Here is a 21,277-nt window from a genome sequence, read left to right on the forward strand (position 1 = left end):
CTCATTTTATATAACAATTTTAACAAAATTTACATAAAAAAACTCGCTTTTGTTTTAACAAATGAGAGTAATTTTTAAATAAATAAATTTTATTTTTTTAATTTAATATTAATTATTTTTTCTTTTTAATAGCAAATATAGTTATTAATGATATTAAACCAATAACAGGAATTAAAATAAATCATAAATAGTTTTTATTAAATGAATGATTTTCATTTTTATTATTAGTTAAATTGTCTTTATTATTGTTATTTAATTGTTCAGATTTTTTTGATTTTTCTTCTGAATTTTGATTATTGTTAGTGTTTAATTTTGGATTAATTTTTGATGGATTTTGTTGGTTTTCGTTATTTGATTTTTCAATTTTCTTTGTTGAATTTTGAGTATCTGTTTTATTTAAAACATTAGGATTAGAAATTTTTTTATCTTCTTCTTGTTTATTTATATTTTGTGTATTTTGGTTATTTTTTTGAGTATTTTTTGTATTAAAATCCGAAGAAATATCTTTTTTACTATTTTGAGAATTTAGATTTTCATGTTGGTTTTGGGTTTCATTTGAATTTATTGTTGATGAATTGTTTTTAGTATCATTTTTATGATTTTCTGTCTCATTATTAGTTTTAGTTTTATCTAAATCTTTTTGTGTTTCATTTGGTTGTGATTTATTTAAATTATCATCATTTGTTGTGTTAGGTTGATGATTATTTTCGTCACTATCTTTACTTTGTAAATGATTATTAGGTTTATCTGTTTTTATAATTGTTAAATTTGATGAGTGTTTACGATAATATTTTTCATCAGAACCAACATAATTTACATTCACTTCAGTTTCATTATTAGTTAATGAATAATTTTTATCAAAAGCTCAATTAGAATCTAATTTAATATCATTAGTTGAATTTTTTAACTGATCTACATATAAAATTGTTTTATTATCTTGTTTTATACTATTTTTAATTTCAGGTACTAAACCAACTTTTGTAGTTAAAAAGATACTATTTTCACCAGTATAATCACCTATCCCAGTTATATTAATTTTATTATAACCAACATTTGCATCATCACGATAAAATCCACTATCTTGATCTAAAACTTCATTATATGTTAGTGTATAATCAACATTTTCTTGCAAAATTTTGTTATTTAATACAACTTTAGGTTTAATTTTTACTTTATCTCCATAACGATAAAAATTTTCATCTAAACTAAGAGAAGCATATTTTAAATCTTTTACTTCTAAATTATTGTTTATAAAATTATCAGAAGTAAAAACTTTAATTCTAGCCACTGCTCCATTTAAAGATTTTTGACTATTTATTCATAAATTATTATTTTCGATATATGAAAAATCATTTCCGTAGTTTTCTTCATTTGCAAACTTAATTTTGGCATCATTTTTTTGATTTGAAACTTCAGCAACAACAGCAAATCATTCATTAGCTTCTAAATCAATTTCTTTACTTAGGTCAATAGTTCTTAAACCAGAATGTAGAAAATGTTTATTTTCTTCTCAAACTGGATTTTGCAGTTCTAAACTACGTGGATTTATATTTTTAGAGTTTTTAATTTTATAAATTTTAATATTTACATCAACATCTTCACCATCAAAACCTAAATTAATAGCTTTAATTTTTTCTAAATTATTATAAGAACTTTTTTTAGATTGAAAAACAACTGCAGCTTTTGTTTGATTATGACCTATAACATCTTCATTAATTGCATCATAATAGTAGTTATTATTATAATTTGATGCATTAGTAAATTCTAAAGTTAATAAGTCCCAAATATTTGATTCATATGAAAGATAAAAATAACCATTATCAAATACATTATTTCCTCAACTATTTTTAACAATTCAAGCACCATTTTTCGTTGTTTTGTTTCCAAAATAATTTGCAGGTATAGAATCATCTCAACCTATTATTGCTCCAGCATGAGCATATTTAGTAATATTTGCATCAACATCTTCTGTATTATAATAAACTTTATTTTCTCTTACTGCATAAAAAGAAAAAGATACTGCACCATGATTTATAACAGCATTTTTAACATCTTCAATTTCATTAACTTTATTGTCTATATAAATGTAATCTTTTAATTTGAAATTAGTATTATTTTCAGGAATCTTTCAATCTTTTGGATTTTCATTTCTTAACTTATTTCATTGCAATAATGAATAAGCAGCTTGATATCCATATGCACCACTTGCAACTCAATCAGTTGTATGATATGTATCAAAAGTAGTATTGTTTAATTTATCTTCACCTTTATTACGATTTAAAGTTTTATATGCAATATTTTTTTCTGATAAATCTAATGTATCTTTATTTATATACAACTGATTTTTTAAAATATTAGCTTCAGCTACTGAAATTACTGAATAAGCTCAACATATTCCATCACTACCTTGGTCTTTAACTGATGTAATTATATAGTTTTCTCTTTGATCGAATTTTTCTGGTAGTTTTTTTACTAATTGATTAGTTGTTTGAGAAACATTTACAACACTTGTTGCAGGAATTAGTAAAGTTGATATTGATAAAATTTGTTTTAACATTTTAGTCCTTACAAATTTAAATTATATCAATGATTTTAAGATTTCAATAATTATTAAAGTTAGTTTTTGAGTTTTAAATTAAATATAAGATCAATACATTTGTATCACTTTATTCTATTTTAAAAATATGTTTAATCTAAAGAAAAAAATACTATTTTATTAGTATCTAAATATTTATAAAAACACAAGTGATGATTTAAACTATTACAAAATTTTATTTTACAAAAACATATACATAAATGTATATGATTGCAATTTTTATGTTCAAAAAAAAAAAAAAAAGCAATTAATTTTTTTATATTAAAATTATTAAGAAAAAATCAAAATTTTGTTATACAATTATGTGTTAATAATAATTGAAATTGAAAGGTAAAATGGTGAATATGAAACTACTTAAAACTAAAAAACAAAAAATTTTATTTGTTACAATGTCATCTATATTTAGTATTGCAACTGCAGTAAGTGTAGCTGTTTATTTTTCTAATAAAACTCATAGTTCATCGTTATACTATTTATCACAAAATCAAAATAAACCTAATTTTGTTGAAGGAGAAAACATTGATTTAAATGCTCTTGTTTCTAATTCAGATTCTAATCTAAAAAAATTACCTACACCACCTGAACCTCCTAAACAACAAGAAATTCCTCCTGTAATAGAAAAAATAGTTGAACCTCCAAAACCTAAAGAAGAACCTAAATTAGAACCTGAAATAAAAAAACCTGAACCTAAGCCTCAACCAGCTCTAGAACCTAAACCTGAACCAAAGCCAGAGCCTAAACCAAAACCAGTTCCAACCCCTAAACCTCAAAAACCTAAAGAACTACCTAAACCAAAAACAGAAAATAAATCAGTTGTTAATCCAAAAACCAAAAGTACAAAAACTACAGTTACAGTTGCAGGTGTTCAAGTCGAAGCTGATATTACTCCAGCAAAACAAAGAATATCTGCTACATATGATGTTGAAAATCAAATAGCAAATAGAGTAACATACGTTAATGATAGTACTGAAAAATTAAATAGTATTACTGTCACAGATGCATTACGTAAATCAGTAATTCAAAATGTTATTGGTAGCGGACAAAAAGAAGGTCTTAATTCTAATTTTAATATTAGTATATTTAAAACAGCTGAAGAAGTACTTAAACAAAAACCAGAAGAATTAAAACTATTTTTGAGTAACAATAAAACTGGTGTTTGGGAGCATGTGTTTGAAAAATTTAAATTATTATTTGATTCAAATAATGTTAAAAAATTCTTAAAAGTAGGAAAAGATGAAGAATATGAAAAAATGAGTTTTGATTCACCAGAGCATAGATATATTTGAATATATTTAAATCTAGATTGAACTAAATTTACAAAATTATCTTCTAATGCAGAAGAATATCTAAAAAAAGGTTATGTTATAGATTCTGATAATGCATATGTTAGAGAAGATGGTACGCTTGATTCTTTTGGTTCTGGTCAACCAGATAGATTTAATTCAGTTACAAGTCGTTTAAGAAGAGATAATAGCACAAAAAGAGTATTTAGTTATGATTCAGATTCAACTCGAAGTCCAGATGATGTTCGTGATGGAATATATCCAGGTTGAAATTCTCGAGATGCTTCAACAGATGCAGTTTTTAAAAATTTAATTAATCCATATGAAGATGGAATAAGAGTAAAACACATGACCAGAAATATTCCAACAAATGATCCTGATCAAATAAATGAAGGTTATGTAATTGAAATTGATGCAGCTAATGAATCAGGTTATGATAAAACATTAAATTTAATTAATACATTAAAACAAAAAAATCAAAAAGTTGTTTCATATCGAATTAAAAATATGGGACAAAATGATTCAGCACAAAAATTTAAACACATTTTAAAAGCTTTACCAAATGATATTTTACAAGTTGAATTATTTTTCTCTGCGCAAGCTACAAATACAAGTTCACTAATTGCACTAGAAGATAAAAAGATTAAAGAACTTGCTTTATATACATTAGGTAATTCATTACTAGATAAATGATCAATTAATCCTTTTGCTTTTAGAAATACAGCATGGATAAATACAAATGATTATAATGTAAGTTTTGAATACGGAAATCAAAAAAATATTGCCACTAGAATTACATTTAATACATTAGCTTTTGATAAAGATGATTATTTAGAAAATGATCAAGATCACTTTAAGAGAATTAATTTAGGTTTAAGAATGGCTTATTATACAAGAAACAATGAACCAATTTTCCAAGGTGCTTTTGGACCTGGTCTAAGTCCTGATCATAATGAAGGTGGAAATTCATATCCTACAATGTTAGATTTTAGTAGAGTACCAAAAGTAAGAACATTACATGGATTAGTGTTTAATGATATTGTAAAACCAACTAATAAACCAAGAAAAATAAAAAAAGTTACATTCTTTAATAACTCAACATCATATGAAGTAGGACAAAAAGACTTAGAACAAGCAGGATTAGAAAATATGGTTTCAGGACCTATGGAAGCACCGAAAATTGCATTTAGTAATGGTAAAATAACAACTAAATTCAAAATTACAGATAATGATTTAAGTACAGATGCAATAAGTAACTTATCAACCTTTAAAAAATATGCACAAAATGAAGATAATTCATTTACTGGAACAGTCATAATAAATCAAGGTGCAACTCAATTAAAACAAAAATTAGAAGAAGTTGGATTTACTGTCGAATTTGATAATGAATATGAAATTTCATAAAAAGGAGAAATATGAAAAAAACAAAATTAAAATATTTTTTACCTATTTTAATAACTTTAACTACAGTCTCACCATTAATCGCAATTAGTTGTGCAAATAATGTTAATGATAAAAAAGATAATAATAAAATAGATAAAGCAAAAAAAGATGATAAATTAGCTAAAGATCAAAAAGATAATAATGTTAAACAAAATCAACCTATAGCATTAGTTCCAGAAGAATTAAAAAAAATAGTTGCTAAATCATTTGATGAACTATATGAACTAAAATTTAAACGCGGAAATAAAAAAGATTTTAGTCCAGAAACAATATGATCTCAGCAAGATGAACTTTTAGATATTAAAGTAAAGTCAGCTTTTGAATCACAAATTTCTATTCATCTTTTAGATGTTATATTAGAACCTAATGCAAATGCAACAGGTAATTTATCTTTATCAATTGAAATCACTGATAAACAAACAAATAATAAAACTATTAAAAAATATCCATTAACAGGATTTAAAACTAATGCATATGGAATTTCAGATGATGGAACAATTAAATACAATCCAAATATTACAAATGATAAATTAGCACAATATCACAATTTATCTCAAGCACAAAGATTTAAAGAAGATAATGATAAATACATTACTGGTTTAAAAAGACAATATCAAAATAAATCAGTAGATCAAGTTAGACCAGATTTAAAATATAAAAAAGAAAATGCTAATCAGTTTAATGAAATAGCTAAAAACATTGGTGTCGATAATTTTGAAAATAGTGCATATAAAGGATTTACATTACCAGTTTATAAAAGTGATGGAACTATTGATGGTCTTTCATTAGCTCCAACTGCAGCACCAGAGCTATTTTCCGATATAGATTTCATTGGGGGAAGAGTTCCATTTCAATCTGTTGGTTTAGCTAGAATGTTACCTAACCAAAAATATAAAGATATAGCATTACAAACATTTATTGGTGACTTTACATATCAAGATAAATTTGAAAAAGAAATATTAGCATATAAAAAAGCTATTGATGAAGTTTCAAAATGAACACCAAGTGATGGAAAATTAGCTAAATTTAAAAAAGATTCAATTGATATTGTTGAAAATGACAAACAAATTGCAGAAAATGATTTTCAATCTAAATTATCTAAAACCCAAAATGAAAAAGATAAACAATCATTAAAAGCAGAACATCAAAGACAAATAGCTAAATTTAATGAAGAAATTAATAAAATCAATTCATACACAAACGAATTTATTATTAATGAGTATAAAAATAAAATTAAAGAATATGAATTGCAAGCTAATTCTGGAAATAGATTTCGTAGTGGTTCAGGAACTTTATGATTAATAGATTATGAAATTCCACAAGGACAAAATTATCCAACTAAATGATTTTTTGCAACAAATTCACACGTTGCAAAATTAATGTCAAATCCTACATTTAGTGGATTTTCACTAACAAGATTAGATCCTAATGTAGGAATTAATACAAAATTAAGAATTACAGGTTTTGATAATCATTACAAAACATATACCTTTAATGATCAAAATACAAGACAAATTCATAAATATGTAACTAAAGTATATGATGCATTAGATTATTTAAATACTTCTCCTTCTGATTTTTTAGCAAATAACCTAAAAGAAAAATATAAAGATGTAGAAGAAATGGCAGATTTTGCAGTTATTGAAGTTGATTTTGAAGGTTTATTAAAACAAGGTAATGGAATCAATAATAGCGCATATAGATTATCACAATTTGGTGAAGATGTTCAAACGGATAAATATACAAAAGAAGACAAGAACAAATTTAATGATGCTCAAAAACTAGCCAAGGAAATTACTAATGATTATTATTCATTACCAGAAAATAAAAAATCAAGCTTTTTATCAACTTCTTATTTAAAAGATTATGACAAAATTGATTATCCAATCATTACTTTTAATGATAAACCAAATAAAAAAACAGATGAATTATTCGCTCTAGGATATCCTGTTTCAACTAATGACTTTTTCTTAAGAAGATATGAAGATTATCAAGAATATAATAAAAAACAATCATACCATTCATTATGAGTAAATTCAGATTATAGATTTTATTATGCAGATACTCAAGGTGAAGATGGACCTTCAAATATTAAACAAGATAGATTAGATAAAGGAAATTATTTATCTTATCAAATTGGATTAAGGACATTTTCTAATAAACCAGGTATAAATGACGCATTTTTAGTTGCTCCAATTAGAGGTAATGAATTATATGAAACTTATAATGAAAAAGGTGAATATAAACAATATTTTAACACTGGTCTTCAATATATGTTAAGACACTTTGTTCCAACAGGTGGATCATCAGGTTCAAGTGTAAGAAATCAAGACAATAAAATAATTGGATTACATAGTACAATAATTGATGCTGCCAAAACAGATTTTGTTGTTGCATTAAGATCAGAAGGATTTGATTATCAAGGTGCTTTTGGAAAATATAACTTACCTCAATATGACTTAATTTATGGTGGAGGTAAAACCCAAAAAACATCATATAGAGAAGCATTAGAAAAATTACATAATCAACAAAAATTAGGACATACTTGATTATTTAAAACAGGATTTTCAATTAACGATATACCTGAGGAATTTAAATTTAAAAAATCTACAGAATAATTTTCATTATATTTTTTAAATTAAAAATAAAGGGGAAAATGTGAAACTACTTAAAACTAAAAAACAAAAAATTTTATTTGTTACAATGTCATCTATATTTAGTATTGCAACTGCAGTAAGTGTAGCTGTTTATTTTTCTAATAAAACTCATAGTTCATCGTTATACTATTTATCACAAAATCAAAATAAACCTAATTTTGTTGAAGGAGAAAACATTGATTTAAATGCTCTTGTTTCTAATTCAGATTCTAATCTAAAAAAATTACCTACACCACCTGAACCTCCTAAACAAGAAGAAATTCCTCCTGTAATAGAAAAAATAGTTGAACCTCCAAAACCTAAAGAAGAACCTAAACCTGAACCTAAACCTGAACCTAAACCTGAACCTAAAGAAGAACCTAAACCTGAACCTAAACCTGAACCTAAACCTGAACCTAAACCTGAACCTAAGCCTGAACCTAAGCCTAAACCTAAACCAAAACCAGTTCCAACCCCTAAACCTCAAAAACAAAAACAATTTCAAAAAGTATTAGTAAATGGAGTATTTGTTAATGCTGATGTAACACCAGCAAAACCAAGAGATTTATCTTCTTATGACTTTACTAATAATATAGTTAATCGTGTACCTTATATTAATGATAATACTGAAAAATTAAATAGTATTACTGTTACTGATGAATTACGTGAAAAAAGTATTAGCGATGTTATAGGTAATGGAAGAGCTCATGGATTAAATTCTCATGCTATAAAACTTTATATTGACATGGCTCAAGATGTTATAAGTAGAAATCAAAATGAACCAGAAAAATTACAGTCATTTATAAAACAAAATGAAGATTTTTGAAGAGATGTATTTTATAAATTTCAAAGACTATTTGACAGTGATAACATTCTCAAGTTTTTAAAAGAAGGAAAAGCAGAAGAATATAAAAATAAAAATTTTCTTTCAAAAGAACATCGATATATTTGATTACATTCAAATATTGATTGAACTAAATTTACAAAATTATCTTCAACTGCAGAAGATTATCTAAAAAAAGGTTTTGTCTTAGATCCTTCAAATGCTTATATTAATGAAGATGGAACACTTGAATCACATGCATATGGTCAACCAGATAGATTTAATTCAGTTACAAGTCGTTTAAGAAGAGATAATAGTACAAGAAGAGTATTTAGTTACGATTCACAATGAAATCGAAGCCCTGATGATATACGTAATGGTGTTTATGAAGGTTGAAATTCTAGAGATGCTTCAACAGATGAAGTTTTTCAAAATTTAATTAATCCATATAAAGATGGAATAAGAGTAAAATACATGACCAGAAAAATTCCAACAAATGATCCTGATCAAATAAATGAAGGTTATGTAATTGAAATTGATGCAGCTAATGAATCAGGTTATGATAAAACATTAAATTTAATTAATACATTAAAACAAAAAAATCAAAATGTTGTTTCATATCGAATTAAAAATATGGGGCAAAATGATTCAGCACAAAAATTTAAACACATTTTAAAAGCTTTACCAAATGATATTTTACAAGTTGAATTATTTTTCTCTGCGCAAGCTACAAATACAAGTTCACTAATTGCTCTAGAAGATAAAAAGATTAAAGAACTTTCTTTATATACATTAGGTAATTCATTACTAGATCAATGATCAATTAATCCTTTTGCTTTTAGAAATACAGCATGGATAAATACAAATGATTATAATGTAAGTTTTGAATACGGAAATCAAAAAAATATTGCCACAAGAATTACATTTAATACATTAGCTTTTGATCAAGAAGATTATCTAGAAAATGATCAAGATCACTTTAAGAGAATCAATTTAGGTTTAAGAATGGCTTATTATACAAGAAACAACGAACCAATTTTTCAAGGTGCTTGAGGACCTGGTCTAAGTCCTGATCATAATGAAGGTGGAAATTCATATCCTACAATGTTAGATTTTAGTAGAGTACCACAAATAAGAACATTACATGGATTAGTGTTTAATGACATTGTAAAACCAACTAATAAACCAAGAAAAATAACAAAAGTTACATTCTTTAATAATTCATCAGCATATGAAATAGGACAAAAAGACTTAGAACAAGCAGGATTAGAAAACTTAGATACTGGTAACCCATATGAAAAACCACAAATTAAATTTAGTAATGGTAAAACAACAACTAAATTTAAAATTACAGATAATAATTTAAGTACTAATGCAATAAGTAATTTATTAACATTTAAAAAATATGCAGAAAATGGAGATAGTGCATTTACTGGAACAGTTATAGTAAATCCTGAAGCTACTCAACTAAAACAATATTTAGAATCGGTAGGATTTACTGTTGAATTTGATAATCAATATGAAATTTCATAAAAGGAGAAATAATGAAAAAATTAAAATATATTTTACCTGTTTTAATTACTTTAGCTACTATTCCACCATTATTAGCAATTAGCTGTTCAAATAATAGTAATAATAATACAAATACAAACAACACCATTGATACTAATAATAAAGATGATTTAATAGAAAATAAATCATTTGATGAACTATATGACTTCAATTTAAAACAAGGTAAAAAAGAAGATTACAGTCCAGAAACAATAAAATCTCAACAAAATCTACTTTTAGATATTAAAGTTAAAAAACAATTTGAATCACAAATTTCTATTCGTCTTTTAGATGTTATAGAAGAAAATAATGCAACAGGTAATTTATCTTTATCAATTGAAATTACTAATAAAAAAACAAATAATAAAACTCTTAAAAAATATCCATTAACAGGATTTAAAAAAACAATAAATGGAATTTCTGATGATGGAACAATTAAATACAATCCAAATATTACAAATGATAAACTAAGTGAGTATCAAAACTTATCTCAAGCACAAAGATTTAAAGAAGATAATGATAAATATATTGCTGGTTTAAAAAGACAATATCAAAATCAACCAGTAGATCAAGTTAGACCTGATTTAAAATATAATCCCAATCATGCATCTAAATTTAACTATATAGCAAAAACTATTGGCATCGATAATTATGAAAATAGTGCATACAAAGGCTTTACATTACCAGTTTATAAAGAAAATGGAGACATAGAAGGTTTATCATTAACTCCAACTGCAGCGCCTGAATTATTTTCAAATATTGATTTTATAGGAGATAGAGATCCTTTTCAATCAGTTGGTTTAGCTAGAATGCTACCTAATCAAAAATATAAAGATATAGCATTACAAACATTTATTGGTGATTTTACATATCAAAATAAATTGGAAAAAGAAATATCATCATACCAAAGAGCAATTGAAGAAGTTTCTAAATGAACAGAAAATGATCCTAAATTAACTAAATTTAAACAAAATTCTATTAAAGAAGTGGAAGACAATAAACAAAGAGAAGAAAATTTATATCAAATTAAATTATCTAAAACTCAAAATATAAAAGATAAAGAATCTCTAACAAATCAACACCGTAAAAAAATAGCAGAACTAGATCAAGAAATTCAAAAAATTAATGGTTATACAAAACAATTTATTATTAATGAATATACAAAAGAAATTGAAAAATTTAAAGAACAAGCAAAAGGTAACAAATTATTTTCAGCATCAGGAACTTTATGATTAATAGATTATGAAATTCCACAAGGACAAGATTATCCAACAAAATGATTTTTTGCAACAAATTCACATGTCGCAAAATTAATGTCAAATCCTACATTTAGTGGATTTTCATTAACAAGATTAAATTCTAATGTGGGAATTAATACAAAATTAAAAACAACAGGTTTTGATACACATTATAAAACATATTCATTTAGTGGTAATGGTGTTAAACAATATGTAACTAAAGTATATGATGCATTAGATTATTTAAATACTTCTCCTTCTGATTTTTTAGCAAATAACTTAAAAGAAAAATATAAAGATGTAGAAGAAATGGCAGATTTTGCAGTTATTGAAGTTGATTTTGAAGAATTATTTAAAAATAATAATGAAGTTATAACTGATCGACCAACTGATATTCAAACAAAAGTAAAAGAAATTACAAACGATTATTATAATCTCCCTGATAATAAAAAATCAAACTTTTTATCTACATCATATTTAGAAAATTATGACAAAATTGATTATCAACTTATTTATTTACCAAATCAAGAAAAGAAACAAACAGATGAATTATTTGCTCTAGGATATCCTGTTTCAACTAATGACTTTTTCTTAAGCCCAAATGAAGATAAAAAAGAATATGATGCAAAAAAAGGAACTAGTTCATTATGAGTAAATTCAGATTATAGATTTTATTATGCAGATACTCAAGGTGAAGATGGACCTTCAAATATTAAACAAGATAGATTAGATAAAGGAAATTATTTATCTTATCAAATTGGATTAAGGACATTTTCTAATAAACCAGGTATAAATGACGCATTTTTAGTTGCTCCAATTAGAGGTAATGAATTATATGAAACTTATAATGAAAAAGGTGAATATAAACAATATTTTAACACTGGTCTTCAATATATGTTAAGACACTTTGTTCCAACAGGTGGATCATCAGGTTCAAGTGTAAGAAATCAAGACAATAAAATAATTGGATTACATAGTACAATAATTGATGCTGCCAAAACAGATTTTGTTGTTGCATTAAGATCTGAAGGATTTGATTATCAAGGTGCTTTTGGAAAATATAACTTACCTCAATATGACTTAATTTATGGTGGAGGTAAAAACCAAAAAACATCATATAGAGAAGCATTAGAAAAATTACATAATAATAAAAAATTAGGACATACTTGATTATTTAAAACAGGATTTTCAATTAACGATATACCAAAAGAATTTAAATTTAAGGAAATGGACAAATAATGTTATTTAAAAGAAACATACAAACTCAGCAAACTTTCGATGATTACAAATCATTAAAACTACTACATATAAAAAATCAACAAACAAAAATATATAAAATAATTGTTCAAATGTTATTGTTAGTTGGATCATTATTTATTTTCATTTTTGCAAGCAATACTATATTTGCAAAAAATCTTTTACCTAATAATGATATTCAATATTTCTTTAATTTTGAAAATCCATTATTTAAACAAATTAATTTATTAATTTTAATTCGTTTTGTATTTTTATGTATTTTATTTTTCTATCCACTTATAAAAACGCATACAGATTTAGTTTTAAATAAACAAAAAACTAAAAAATATTTACCTTGATATATTTTTTATATAAGTATTGCAATTTCAGCTCTTGTTTTATTTTTTGTTTTAAATAAAACTTATACAACAAATCTTTTATATCTATGTTTTAGTCTAATTATTATTTATATAGTTGATGCAAGTTATAGTATTTATTTATATTTTGTTAATAAAAAAATATCACCAGAAGAAAACAAAAATAGCAAATGAGTATTTATTAGTTTAATTGCTAAATTTATTATTGTTTTATTTATTTTTTCTACATTATTAGCTTGAAAATTTAGTGCAAGATTAGACAATGATTTTTATTTACTAGTTGAATCAAATAAATTTTACGATTTTATAACTAATTTATTTTCAATAAAAAGTGTAACTAATTTTATAATCATTATTGTATTTATATTATTTGCATTATTTACTTTATTTTTTAGTTTTATAAATGTATTTTGATTATTAATAGATAAAAACAAAGCAATACCATATATAAAAAGTAATTTAAGAACTGTTTTGATTGTATTTATTCCATTAGTATTATGAGTACTAACTACATTTAACCAAATTCAAACACCAATAAGTTATGTAGATTCACAACCTATTGCAACTAATTATTTATATTTATTATTTTTAATAATTCCTATTACTGCTTTAACTTTATATTTAGTTATTACATTCACTAAAAAATGAAATATAAAAAGTGCATTAATAAATTCAACATTATTTTGAAGTTTACAAATTATTTTCTGATTAACTTATTGATTACAAACATTTTTAAATGAAAATCAACTAATTAACAATAGTATTTTATTTATAACATTAATTTTTGTAATTATTACATTTACTATTCATTACTTAAAAAATATAAAATATACATCTAGAATTAACTTATTATTTGCATTTAGTTACTTTGTCTTAATAAGTGTAATGATTTTCGTAAATACTATTAATGTAATTGCATTAAGTAATTCAAATAATAATTTTAATTACATCTCAATAAATATGTCACTAGATGAAATCTTTACTGTTTTATTATTAATATTTAGTTTAAGTATTTTAATTACTCAATCAGTTAGATTTTGAATTGAATTTAATAAATTAGCTAAATATTCACCACAAAAAGAGGTATCTCATGAAATTTAAATTAAAAAAACAACAAATCAAAGAAGAAATAAATACATTTGATTTATACAAAGATTATACAAATATTATTGAAAGCGATAATTTTATTACATTTGAGCAATTATCAGCAACTATCTTACTGAAAATGGGTTTAGGTTTTAATTCCCCAATTTATGTAGAATTTGTCGAAAAATTTAAAAAAGCATTGACAAATAAATGAGATTTATTGTTTAAAAACTTTGTTATTACTTTTAATATTAATCTAAAATTTAGCAATGACGTTTTAATTCCAATGATTACTACAACTGAACAATCATCTAATACTACTCTAAATTTTTATCAAGATAAAAATGAAGAATTTAATAAATTTTTAATATTGTTTAATAATGAATTAACAAATTTATTAGATAAAAACTTCAGTGTTGAAATATTTTATGAATTAGCAATTTTCAAATCTAAAGAAACAAATAATTTAAAACTATTATTTAGCAAAGAAAATGTTGAAAGAATTTAAATGTATTTAGAAAAAGAAAAACAACGTAAAAAAAATCTCGAAAAAATTTATAAAGACGTCACTAACAAAAAAAATATTTTGCTAATTGATATTTTAAAATTAAACAAAAAAATGCAATTTTATGTTAATAAAGCTTTATTTAATAAAGAAACATTAATGGCTTTAAAAAATGAATACAGTGTTAAAAATTCTTTTATCACATCAAAAAATTTAATTTTTACAAATAAAAATACAAAAATTTCAAAATTCTTTAATAAAGAGAAAAGATTATGAATCTATTTAACAGAAGAACAAAAACACTCAACAGATTCATATTCAAGATATGAAAAATTAATTTTAAGTAAAATAACAAAATCAAACAATGATTTTATTACGATTGGTTCAAGAGCTTATGAATTTTCTTTAGAAAATAAGTTAAATGTTTTAAAAAATTATACAAATGATGAAAAAACTGATGATTTAGCTATTAAATTAAGTTATTTAATAAAACATCTATATTTAGAAAACAAATATTCATCTGTTCAAATGGTAATTAATACAAATAAAAATAAAAAACAAGAATTTACATTATTACCACTTGAAAAATTTGATATTAATAAATTTATTTTTAATAAAAATGAAACATTTAATAATGAAGTTAAAAATTTTCAAATTTATCCAGATTTAACAGCATTCATTGAAAATGAAGTTAATATTTTTTTAGAAAATGCAATTCAATCACTTATTATTGAATCTAATTTCTTTAATGCTAAAAATAACTTAATAACTGCCAACCAAATAATAAATCAATTAGATGAAGAAATAGATAAAATGCACAAACATATAATAAAAGCAAAAAGAGAAAAAGAAATTGAAGATATAGTTATGTATTTTACAAAATCAAAGGAAACAAAAAATAACAATGAAAAATAATCCAAAATTTAATATTCATATTTCATCTCTTTCATCAAAATCAGTTAATGCTAAAAATGCTTCCTTGTTTATAAATTTAAACCAAGAAGATCAATGAATTTTTTTAGAAAATAATTCGCTTGCAAGTTATAAGAACACATTAATTAAAATTATTAACCATTTTAATGAGAAAACATTTTATGTATTTTTAGAAAATAGTGATTTTATAGTTAAAAACAATTTAATCGAAATAAATACATTTGCAAACATTAATTTATTAGTAAGTGATAAAAATAACTTTAATCTCAAACAAAATAAAGAGCAATTAAAAGAAGTAACAAAACAAATAAATTACTATAAAGCTTATACAAATTTAGGTTTAGAAGTTGAACAACTAATTAAACTATCTAATTTAGAAACAAAACAATATCAATTAAAATTAAAACAACTTTTATATTTAGTTGATTATGAGGGGGATATTAATGATTAAAAAATATAAATTACTATCTTTACCTATGCTTGCAGTTTCAACAATACCTTTTATTACATTAAGTGCTGCAGGTGATACTGATGATAAAGAAAATAAAGATAAACAACCAACACCTGCACCTCAAAAAATAAGTGATAATTTTTCAACTTTTAGACAAATTTCAGATGATACACAAAAACAAATAATTGATGATATGCTTAAATTAGTTCAAGGATTTCTACAAGATGAATTATTAAAAATACAAAATGACGATAAAACAGAATATAAACAAAAATTGTCAAAAGTTATATATTTTTCAAAATTAAAAGAATTTTTTGAAAATAATAAAGAAAAAATAAAAACAAATCCAGATCAATTCGGTTTTTATGTCACATTCCCTAATGTCTTAGCGCGTGAAAAAGAATATGCTAATGGTTCAGTTACTTTAAATAATAAAAAATTTAATGGTGTTATTTTTGGTATTCAAAATGATGAAAAAACTAAATACGATCGAGCTTTAGGTCCTGAAGCATCAAAAAAAGAAGCAAATGAAGCCAATTATGTAACTGATAAAGAATTTGAAGAAACTATTAAAAGTTATAGAGAAAATTTATTATCTAAAATAAAAAGTATAATTGCAGCAAATGAAGATGTTTTACAATTAGATGACAAAATCTTTTTAGAAAATAAAGACATAAACTCTGGATCACAAAAAATAAATGGTTTTTTTGTTTCTAATCCTAAAGATTTTGATAATTGAGATTCATATTTTATAAGTAAAATTAAACCAAGATTTTTAGAATATGATTTAACTCAAAATCAGCAATTTACTGAGCAACAACAACAAAAGAAAAATCAGCAAAATAAGCCGCCTACTAAGCCAATTTTACCTTTAATACCTGATAAAGCAATTAAAAATCCAAATCAAATAGATCAAGTAATTGAAGCAATACCAGCATTAAGTCCTCAAATCAAAAGTCAATATACTAATTTAGATTTTAATAATTTAAGTTCTTTAATGTCAAGTAATAATTCAGAAGATATTTTCTTTTTCAACAACCCTATTAATACTCGTTATGTTTATAAAGTAAATTCAATTACAAAAGACAATGATCAAAATATTGCAACTGTATCTGTAAAAGATTTAAATGATACAAAAATTGAAAGAATATATAAACAAGAATTTGAAATAAATAACACAACAGAATTTAAAAATCGTCAAAGTATATATTCTAAACAAATTGATGTTGTTAAAAACTTATCAATTCAACTTTATAAATCATTAGGTTTAGATGAAAAATTAAAATATGAAGAACTAGGTGAAGAAAATCTAATTTCTAATGTGTTTGGTTTAGTAGATGCATTTACTAAATTAATACATTCAGATGATTATGTAAAAGCACAAGAAGATTTTATAAATAATTATCAAAATACAAATAATTTTGAAAACGACTTAGATAACATATTATCAAAATCATCAGATTATATTAGTGAATTATTTTTAGATGCTACTTCTTCCATAAAATTTGAAGATATTAGTCCATGAACTAAATTAGCAAAAACTTTTGAAAATATTTTAGATATTTATAAAACAGAATTTTATAATTTTAATAAAGAAATTGTTATAAAAAACTTTAACACCACAAACCAAGATATTCATTTAATTGATAAACTAATGAAAATCATTGAAAAAGATATTTTTAGATTAATAAGTTTATCAAATTCAAAATCATATAGTAGAGTAAATTGATTTAATGGATATACTAATTTATTGAGTAAAATAACTAATAATTTTAAAAATTTACGTGATATTTCAACTATTAAAGAAATAGACGACAAAAATCAAGCAGAATTTTTAAATTCTATTGAAGTTACTAAAAATACTATAAATGAAAATACACAAAATTTAAATAATAAAAAGACAGTAATTTCTAGCATTATTTTATCTATTAGCTTTATTATTTTCATCGTCAATATAACATTAATGTTAATTTTTAAAAAGACATTAAAAAATAAAAAGATTTTATTAGCTCATATTTTATTATTTACATTTATAGCAATTTTATTTATTACATCAATAGTACTATTATTAATTTAAAGGAATAATTATGAAAAATAACACAAATTTAAAAAATCCAAAAATAACCGCAATTTTTGATTATATAGTTGAAGTTTCAGGTGAATTTGAATACAAACAAAAACAAATGTTTAAAGCCAAAAATCATCCAAATGTTAATTTAATCTTAATAAACGGTTCAAAAGATAAAGCTTTATTACTATCAAATGATAAAAGTTCATCTTTAAGCATAGGAGATGAAATTGAATTAGTAGAAACTACTTTTAATGTTTATACTGATGAAAAGTACTTTGGAAAAATTATCGATATAGCAGGTAATGTTATAAATCCGGAATTTATTTCTAAACCATCATTTGATGAAAAACAAACTTCAAGTCCAATTTTTAAATTAGCTCACGATTTAATGAGTGTTCAAACACTAAATGAACAATTATATACAGGAATTAATGTAATTGATTTACTAATTCCAATCGGAAAAGGACAAAGACAATTAATCATTGGAGATCGTCAAACTGGTAAAACACATATCGCATTAAACACTATAATCAATCAAACAAACAAAAATGTTAAATGTATTTATGTAGCAATCGGTCAAAAAAGAGATAATATATCAACTATTTATCAAACTTTAAAACAACATAATGCATTAAAAAACACAATTATTATTGAAGCTGATTCAAATTCAGTATATGATCAATATTTAGCACCTTATGTAGGAATGGCTCATGCAGAAAATATATCTCAAAAAAATGATGTCTTAATTATCTTTGATGATTTAACTAAACATGCTAACATTTTTAGAGAAATAGCTTTACTAAGTGAAAGTCCAGTAGGAAAAGAAGCTATGCCAGGAGATATTTTCTTTGCTCATTCACAACTATTAGAAAGAGCCGGAAATTTCAAAAACAAAAAAACAATTACCGCATTACCTATTTTACAAACAATAGATGGTGATATTACTTCATTAATTTCATCAAATATTATTTCTATTACAGACGGTCAAATTGTAACAAGTTCTGATATGTTTAATGCAGGTAAATTACCAGCTATTAATATTGATTTATCAGTATCTAGAACAGGTTCAAGTGTTCAAGATATTAAAATTACTAAAGTAGCTTCAGAAATTAATAAAATATATCGTAAATATCGTCGTCAATTAAAATTAGCTTCTTTAGATTATGATTTTAATTACGAAACAACACAATTAATTTATAAAGGAAAAATGATTGAAAAAATGTTTTTCCAAAGAGGAATTAGTGTTTATTCTGAAAAATTAATTTTACTAACTTCAAAAATTATTACTTGAGGATTATTTAGTGGAATTAAAGACGATGCAAAAGCAATGAAGTTTATTGATTTATTAATTCAAACTGATAAACAAGCTCAAGAGTTATACAATGCTATTTTAAATAACACAACATATGATGATAAATTAACTAAAAACTATTTTGCTTTTGCTTTAAAACAATACGCAAACTTTATAAATATAGATTGAAATATTAAAATAGATAATAAATTTATTGAATTTGATAATGAATATCTAACAACAATTGCAAAGAAATTAGGAGATATATAATGACTGGACAAATAATTAAATTCAATTTAGATGTTTTAGAAATAAAATTTGCAACTAATAATTTACCTAAAATTAATGACTTATTAACTCTTCATGACGGAAAAACATATTTACTTGTTAAAAGAATTTTAGATTTTGAAACAGTTAGAGCGATTGTAATTTATGCTTATCAACCCATTTCTATTTCTGATCAAGTTATTAATACAAACAAAAGCTTTATGGTCCCAGTTGGTAAAAACTCAAAAAATAACATTTATACTTTTGAAGGTAAACCTTTATTACCAACTACTTCTAAATCTATTGATTATGTTGAAATGAATTCAACAATTAATCAAATTAAATCATTAGATAATAAAAAAGAAATAATTGAAACAGGAATTAAAGCAATAGATTTCTTTATTCCTATTATTAAGGGATATAAAATTGGTATCTTTGGTGGAGCTGGTGTTGGAAAAACAGTTTTAATGAAAGAATTAATTTTTAATATTAATTCAAAGGAAACTAAAACTTCAAACATTTTTATAGGTTCAGGAGAACGTTCACGTGAAGGAATTGAACTATATCAAGAACTAAAAGATTCAAATCTTCTAAAGGATTCAATTATGTTTATTTCAAAAATGAATGAATCTCCAGGTGCGAGAATGTCAATTGTTCCAATTGGAATAACAGCTGCTGAATACTTAAGAGATACACAAAAAGAAAATGTTTTATTATTTATAGATAATATCTATCGTTTCATTCAAGCTGAAAATGAAGTATCTTCAACATTAGGTAAAAAACCATCTGTTGGAGGTTACCAATCAACACTTGAAAGTGATATTGCTAATATTGAAAATAGAATGTACAAAAATGAAAATGGATCTATTACTTCATTTCAAACTATGTTCTTACCTATGGATGATTTAAATGATCCTTCTGCTGTTGCTGTCTTTAATCACCTTGACGCAACATTAGTTTTATCAAGATTACAAACTGCAAAAAATATTTTCCCAGCATTTGATCCTTTAAAAAGTTATTCAAACTCAGTAAATGAAGAAATTATAGGTAAAAGACATTTAGAAGCAATTTTAGAAACTAAAAAAATTCTAAAAGCTTATAAAGATCTAGAAGATGTTATTTTAATTTTAGGTTTTGATGAACTAGATGAAGAAAACAAAATTATTGTTAAAAAAGCAATGCAACTTGAAAACTTCTTTACCCAATACTTCTTTATGACAGAACACTTTACAAAACAAAAAGGTGAATTTGTTAAACTAAAAGACACAGTCGAAAGTGTTTGAAAAATTTTAAATGGTGAATATTTAAAACAAAGTCCTGAAATCTTTGCTTATGTAGGAAGTGGACTTGAAATTCCAACTGATAAAGATTTAGGATTATAAAAATATAGCATTAGCTATGTTTTCTTAGTTTTAAAATATTCTAAGTTTCTAAAAAATAATCAAAAAATGCAAAAATGGTTTTTTTGAACCATTTTTCATTTTTTAGTT

12 protein-coding genes are annotated in these 21,277 nt (G+C 23.5%); 11 read left to right on the forward strand and 1 reads right to left on the reverse strand.

Annotated elements, in window-relative coordinates; genetic code table 4:
• Positions 1–112: 112 nt before the first annotated feature.
• Positions 113–2,557: a C1 family peptidase gene (locus HLA92_RS01900; protein WP_171112990.1), complete on the reverse strand. Its 2,445-nt coding sequence runs from the start codon at positions 2,555–2,557 to the stop codon at positions 113–115.
• Positions 2,558–2,940: 383 nt separating this feature from the next.
• Between HLA92_RS01900 and HLA92_RS01905 the strand changes: the two genes are divergently transcribed.
• From HLA92_RS01905 to HLA92_RS01955, 11 genes are read left to right on the forward strand one after another with little or no spacing between them, the layout of a single operon-like run.
• Positions 2,941–5,283: a putative immunoglobulin-blocking virulence protein gene (locus HLA92_RS01905; protein WP_171112992.1), complete on the forward strand. Its 2,343-nt coding sequence runs from the start codon at positions 2,941–2,943 to the stop codon at positions 5,281–5,283.
• A gap of 11 nt (positions 5,284–5,294) precedes the next feature.
• Positions 5,295–7,940 carry an Ig-specific serine endopeptidase MIP gene (gene mip, locus HLA92_RS01910; RefSeq protein WP_171112994.1) on the forward strand — a complete coding sequence of 882 codons (2,646 nt, stop codon included), beginning with the start codon at positions 5,295–5,297 and terminating at the stop codon, positions 7,938–7,940.
• A 40-nt stretch (positions 7,941–7,980) separates the two neighbouring features.
• Positions 7,981–10,314 carry a putative immunoglobulin-blocking virulence protein gene (locus tag HLA92_RS01915; RefSeq protein ID WP_171112996.1) on the forward strand — a complete coding sequence of 778 codons (2,334 nt, stop codon included), beginning with the start codon at positions 7,981–7,983 and terminating at the stop codon, positions 10,312–10,314.
• An 11-nt stretch (positions 10,315–10,325) separates the two neighbouring features.
• On the forward strand, positions 10,326–12,809 hold the full coding sequence (mip, locus tag HLA92_RS01920) for an Ig-specific serine endopeptidase MIP (protein ID WP_171112998.1): 2,484 nt from the start codon (positions 10,326–10,328) through the stop codon (positions 12,807–12,809).
• Positions 12,809–14,284 (forward strand): MSC_0624 family F1-like ATPase-associated membrane protein, encoded by a 1,476-nt coding sequence (locus tag HLA92_RS01925; protein ID WP_171113000.1) that lies wholly within the window; start codon positions 12,809–12,811, stop codon positions 14,282–14,284. Before mip (HLA92_RS01920) ends, HLA92_RS01925 begins: the two co-directional genes overlap by 1 nt.
• On the forward strand, positions 14,274–14,777 hold the full coding sequence (locus HLA92_RS01930) for a DUF2714 domain-containing protein (RefSeq protein WP_171113003.1): 504 nt from the start codon (positions 14,274–14,276) through the stop codon (positions 14,775–14,777). The genes HLA92_RS01925 and HLA92_RS01930 overlap by 11 nt, the downstream gene beginning before the upstream one ends.
• Positions 14,778–15,689: an MSC_0622 family F1-like ATPase gamma subunit gene (locus HLA92_RS01935; protein WP_171113005.1), complete on the forward strand. Its 912-nt coding sequence runs from the start codon at positions 14,778–14,780 to the stop codon at positions 15,687–15,689.
• The gene (locus tag HLA92_RS01940; RefSeq protein ID WP_171113007.1) at positions 15,679–16,158 is read left to right on the forward strand and encodes an MSC_0621 family F1-like ATPase epsilon subunit; all 480 of its coding nucleotides are present in this window, start codon (positions 15,679–15,681) and stop codon (positions 16,156–16,158) included. Before HLA92_RS01935 ends, HLA92_RS01940 begins: the two co-directional genes overlap by 11 nt.
• Positions 16,151–18,235: an MSC_0620 family F1-like ATPase-associated subunit gene (locus HLA92_RS01945; protein ID WP_171113009.1), complete on the forward strand. Its 2,085-nt coding sequence runs from the start codon at positions 16,151–16,153 to the stop codon at positions 18,233–18,235. Before HLA92_RS01940 ends, HLA92_RS01945 begins: the two co-directional genes overlap by 8 nt.
• Positions 18,236–18,245: 10 nt before the next feature.
• A complete protein-coding gene (locus HLA92_RS01950; RefSeq protein ID WP_171113011.1) occupies positions 18,246–19,790 on the forward strand; it encodes an MSC_0619 family F1-like ATPase alpha subunit in 1,545 nt (514 codons plus the stop codon).
• The gene (locus HLA92_RS01955) at positions 19,790–21,169 is read left to right on the forward strand and encodes an MSC_0618 family F1-like ATPase beta subunit (RefSeq protein WP_171113013.1); all 1,380 of its coding nucleotides are present in this window, start codon (positions 19,790–19,792) and stop codon (positions 21,167–21,169) included. The genes HLA92_RS01950 and HLA92_RS01955 overlap by 1 nt, the downstream gene beginning before the upstream one ends.
• The last annotated feature ends 108 nt before the right edge of the window (positions 21,170–21,277 follow it).

This window comes from Mycoplasma miroungirhinis, assembly GCF_013008815.1.
Lineage (GTDB): Bacteria > Bacillota_I > Bacilli_A > Mycoplasmatales > Metamycoplasmataceae > Metamycoplasma > Metamycoplasma miroungirhinis.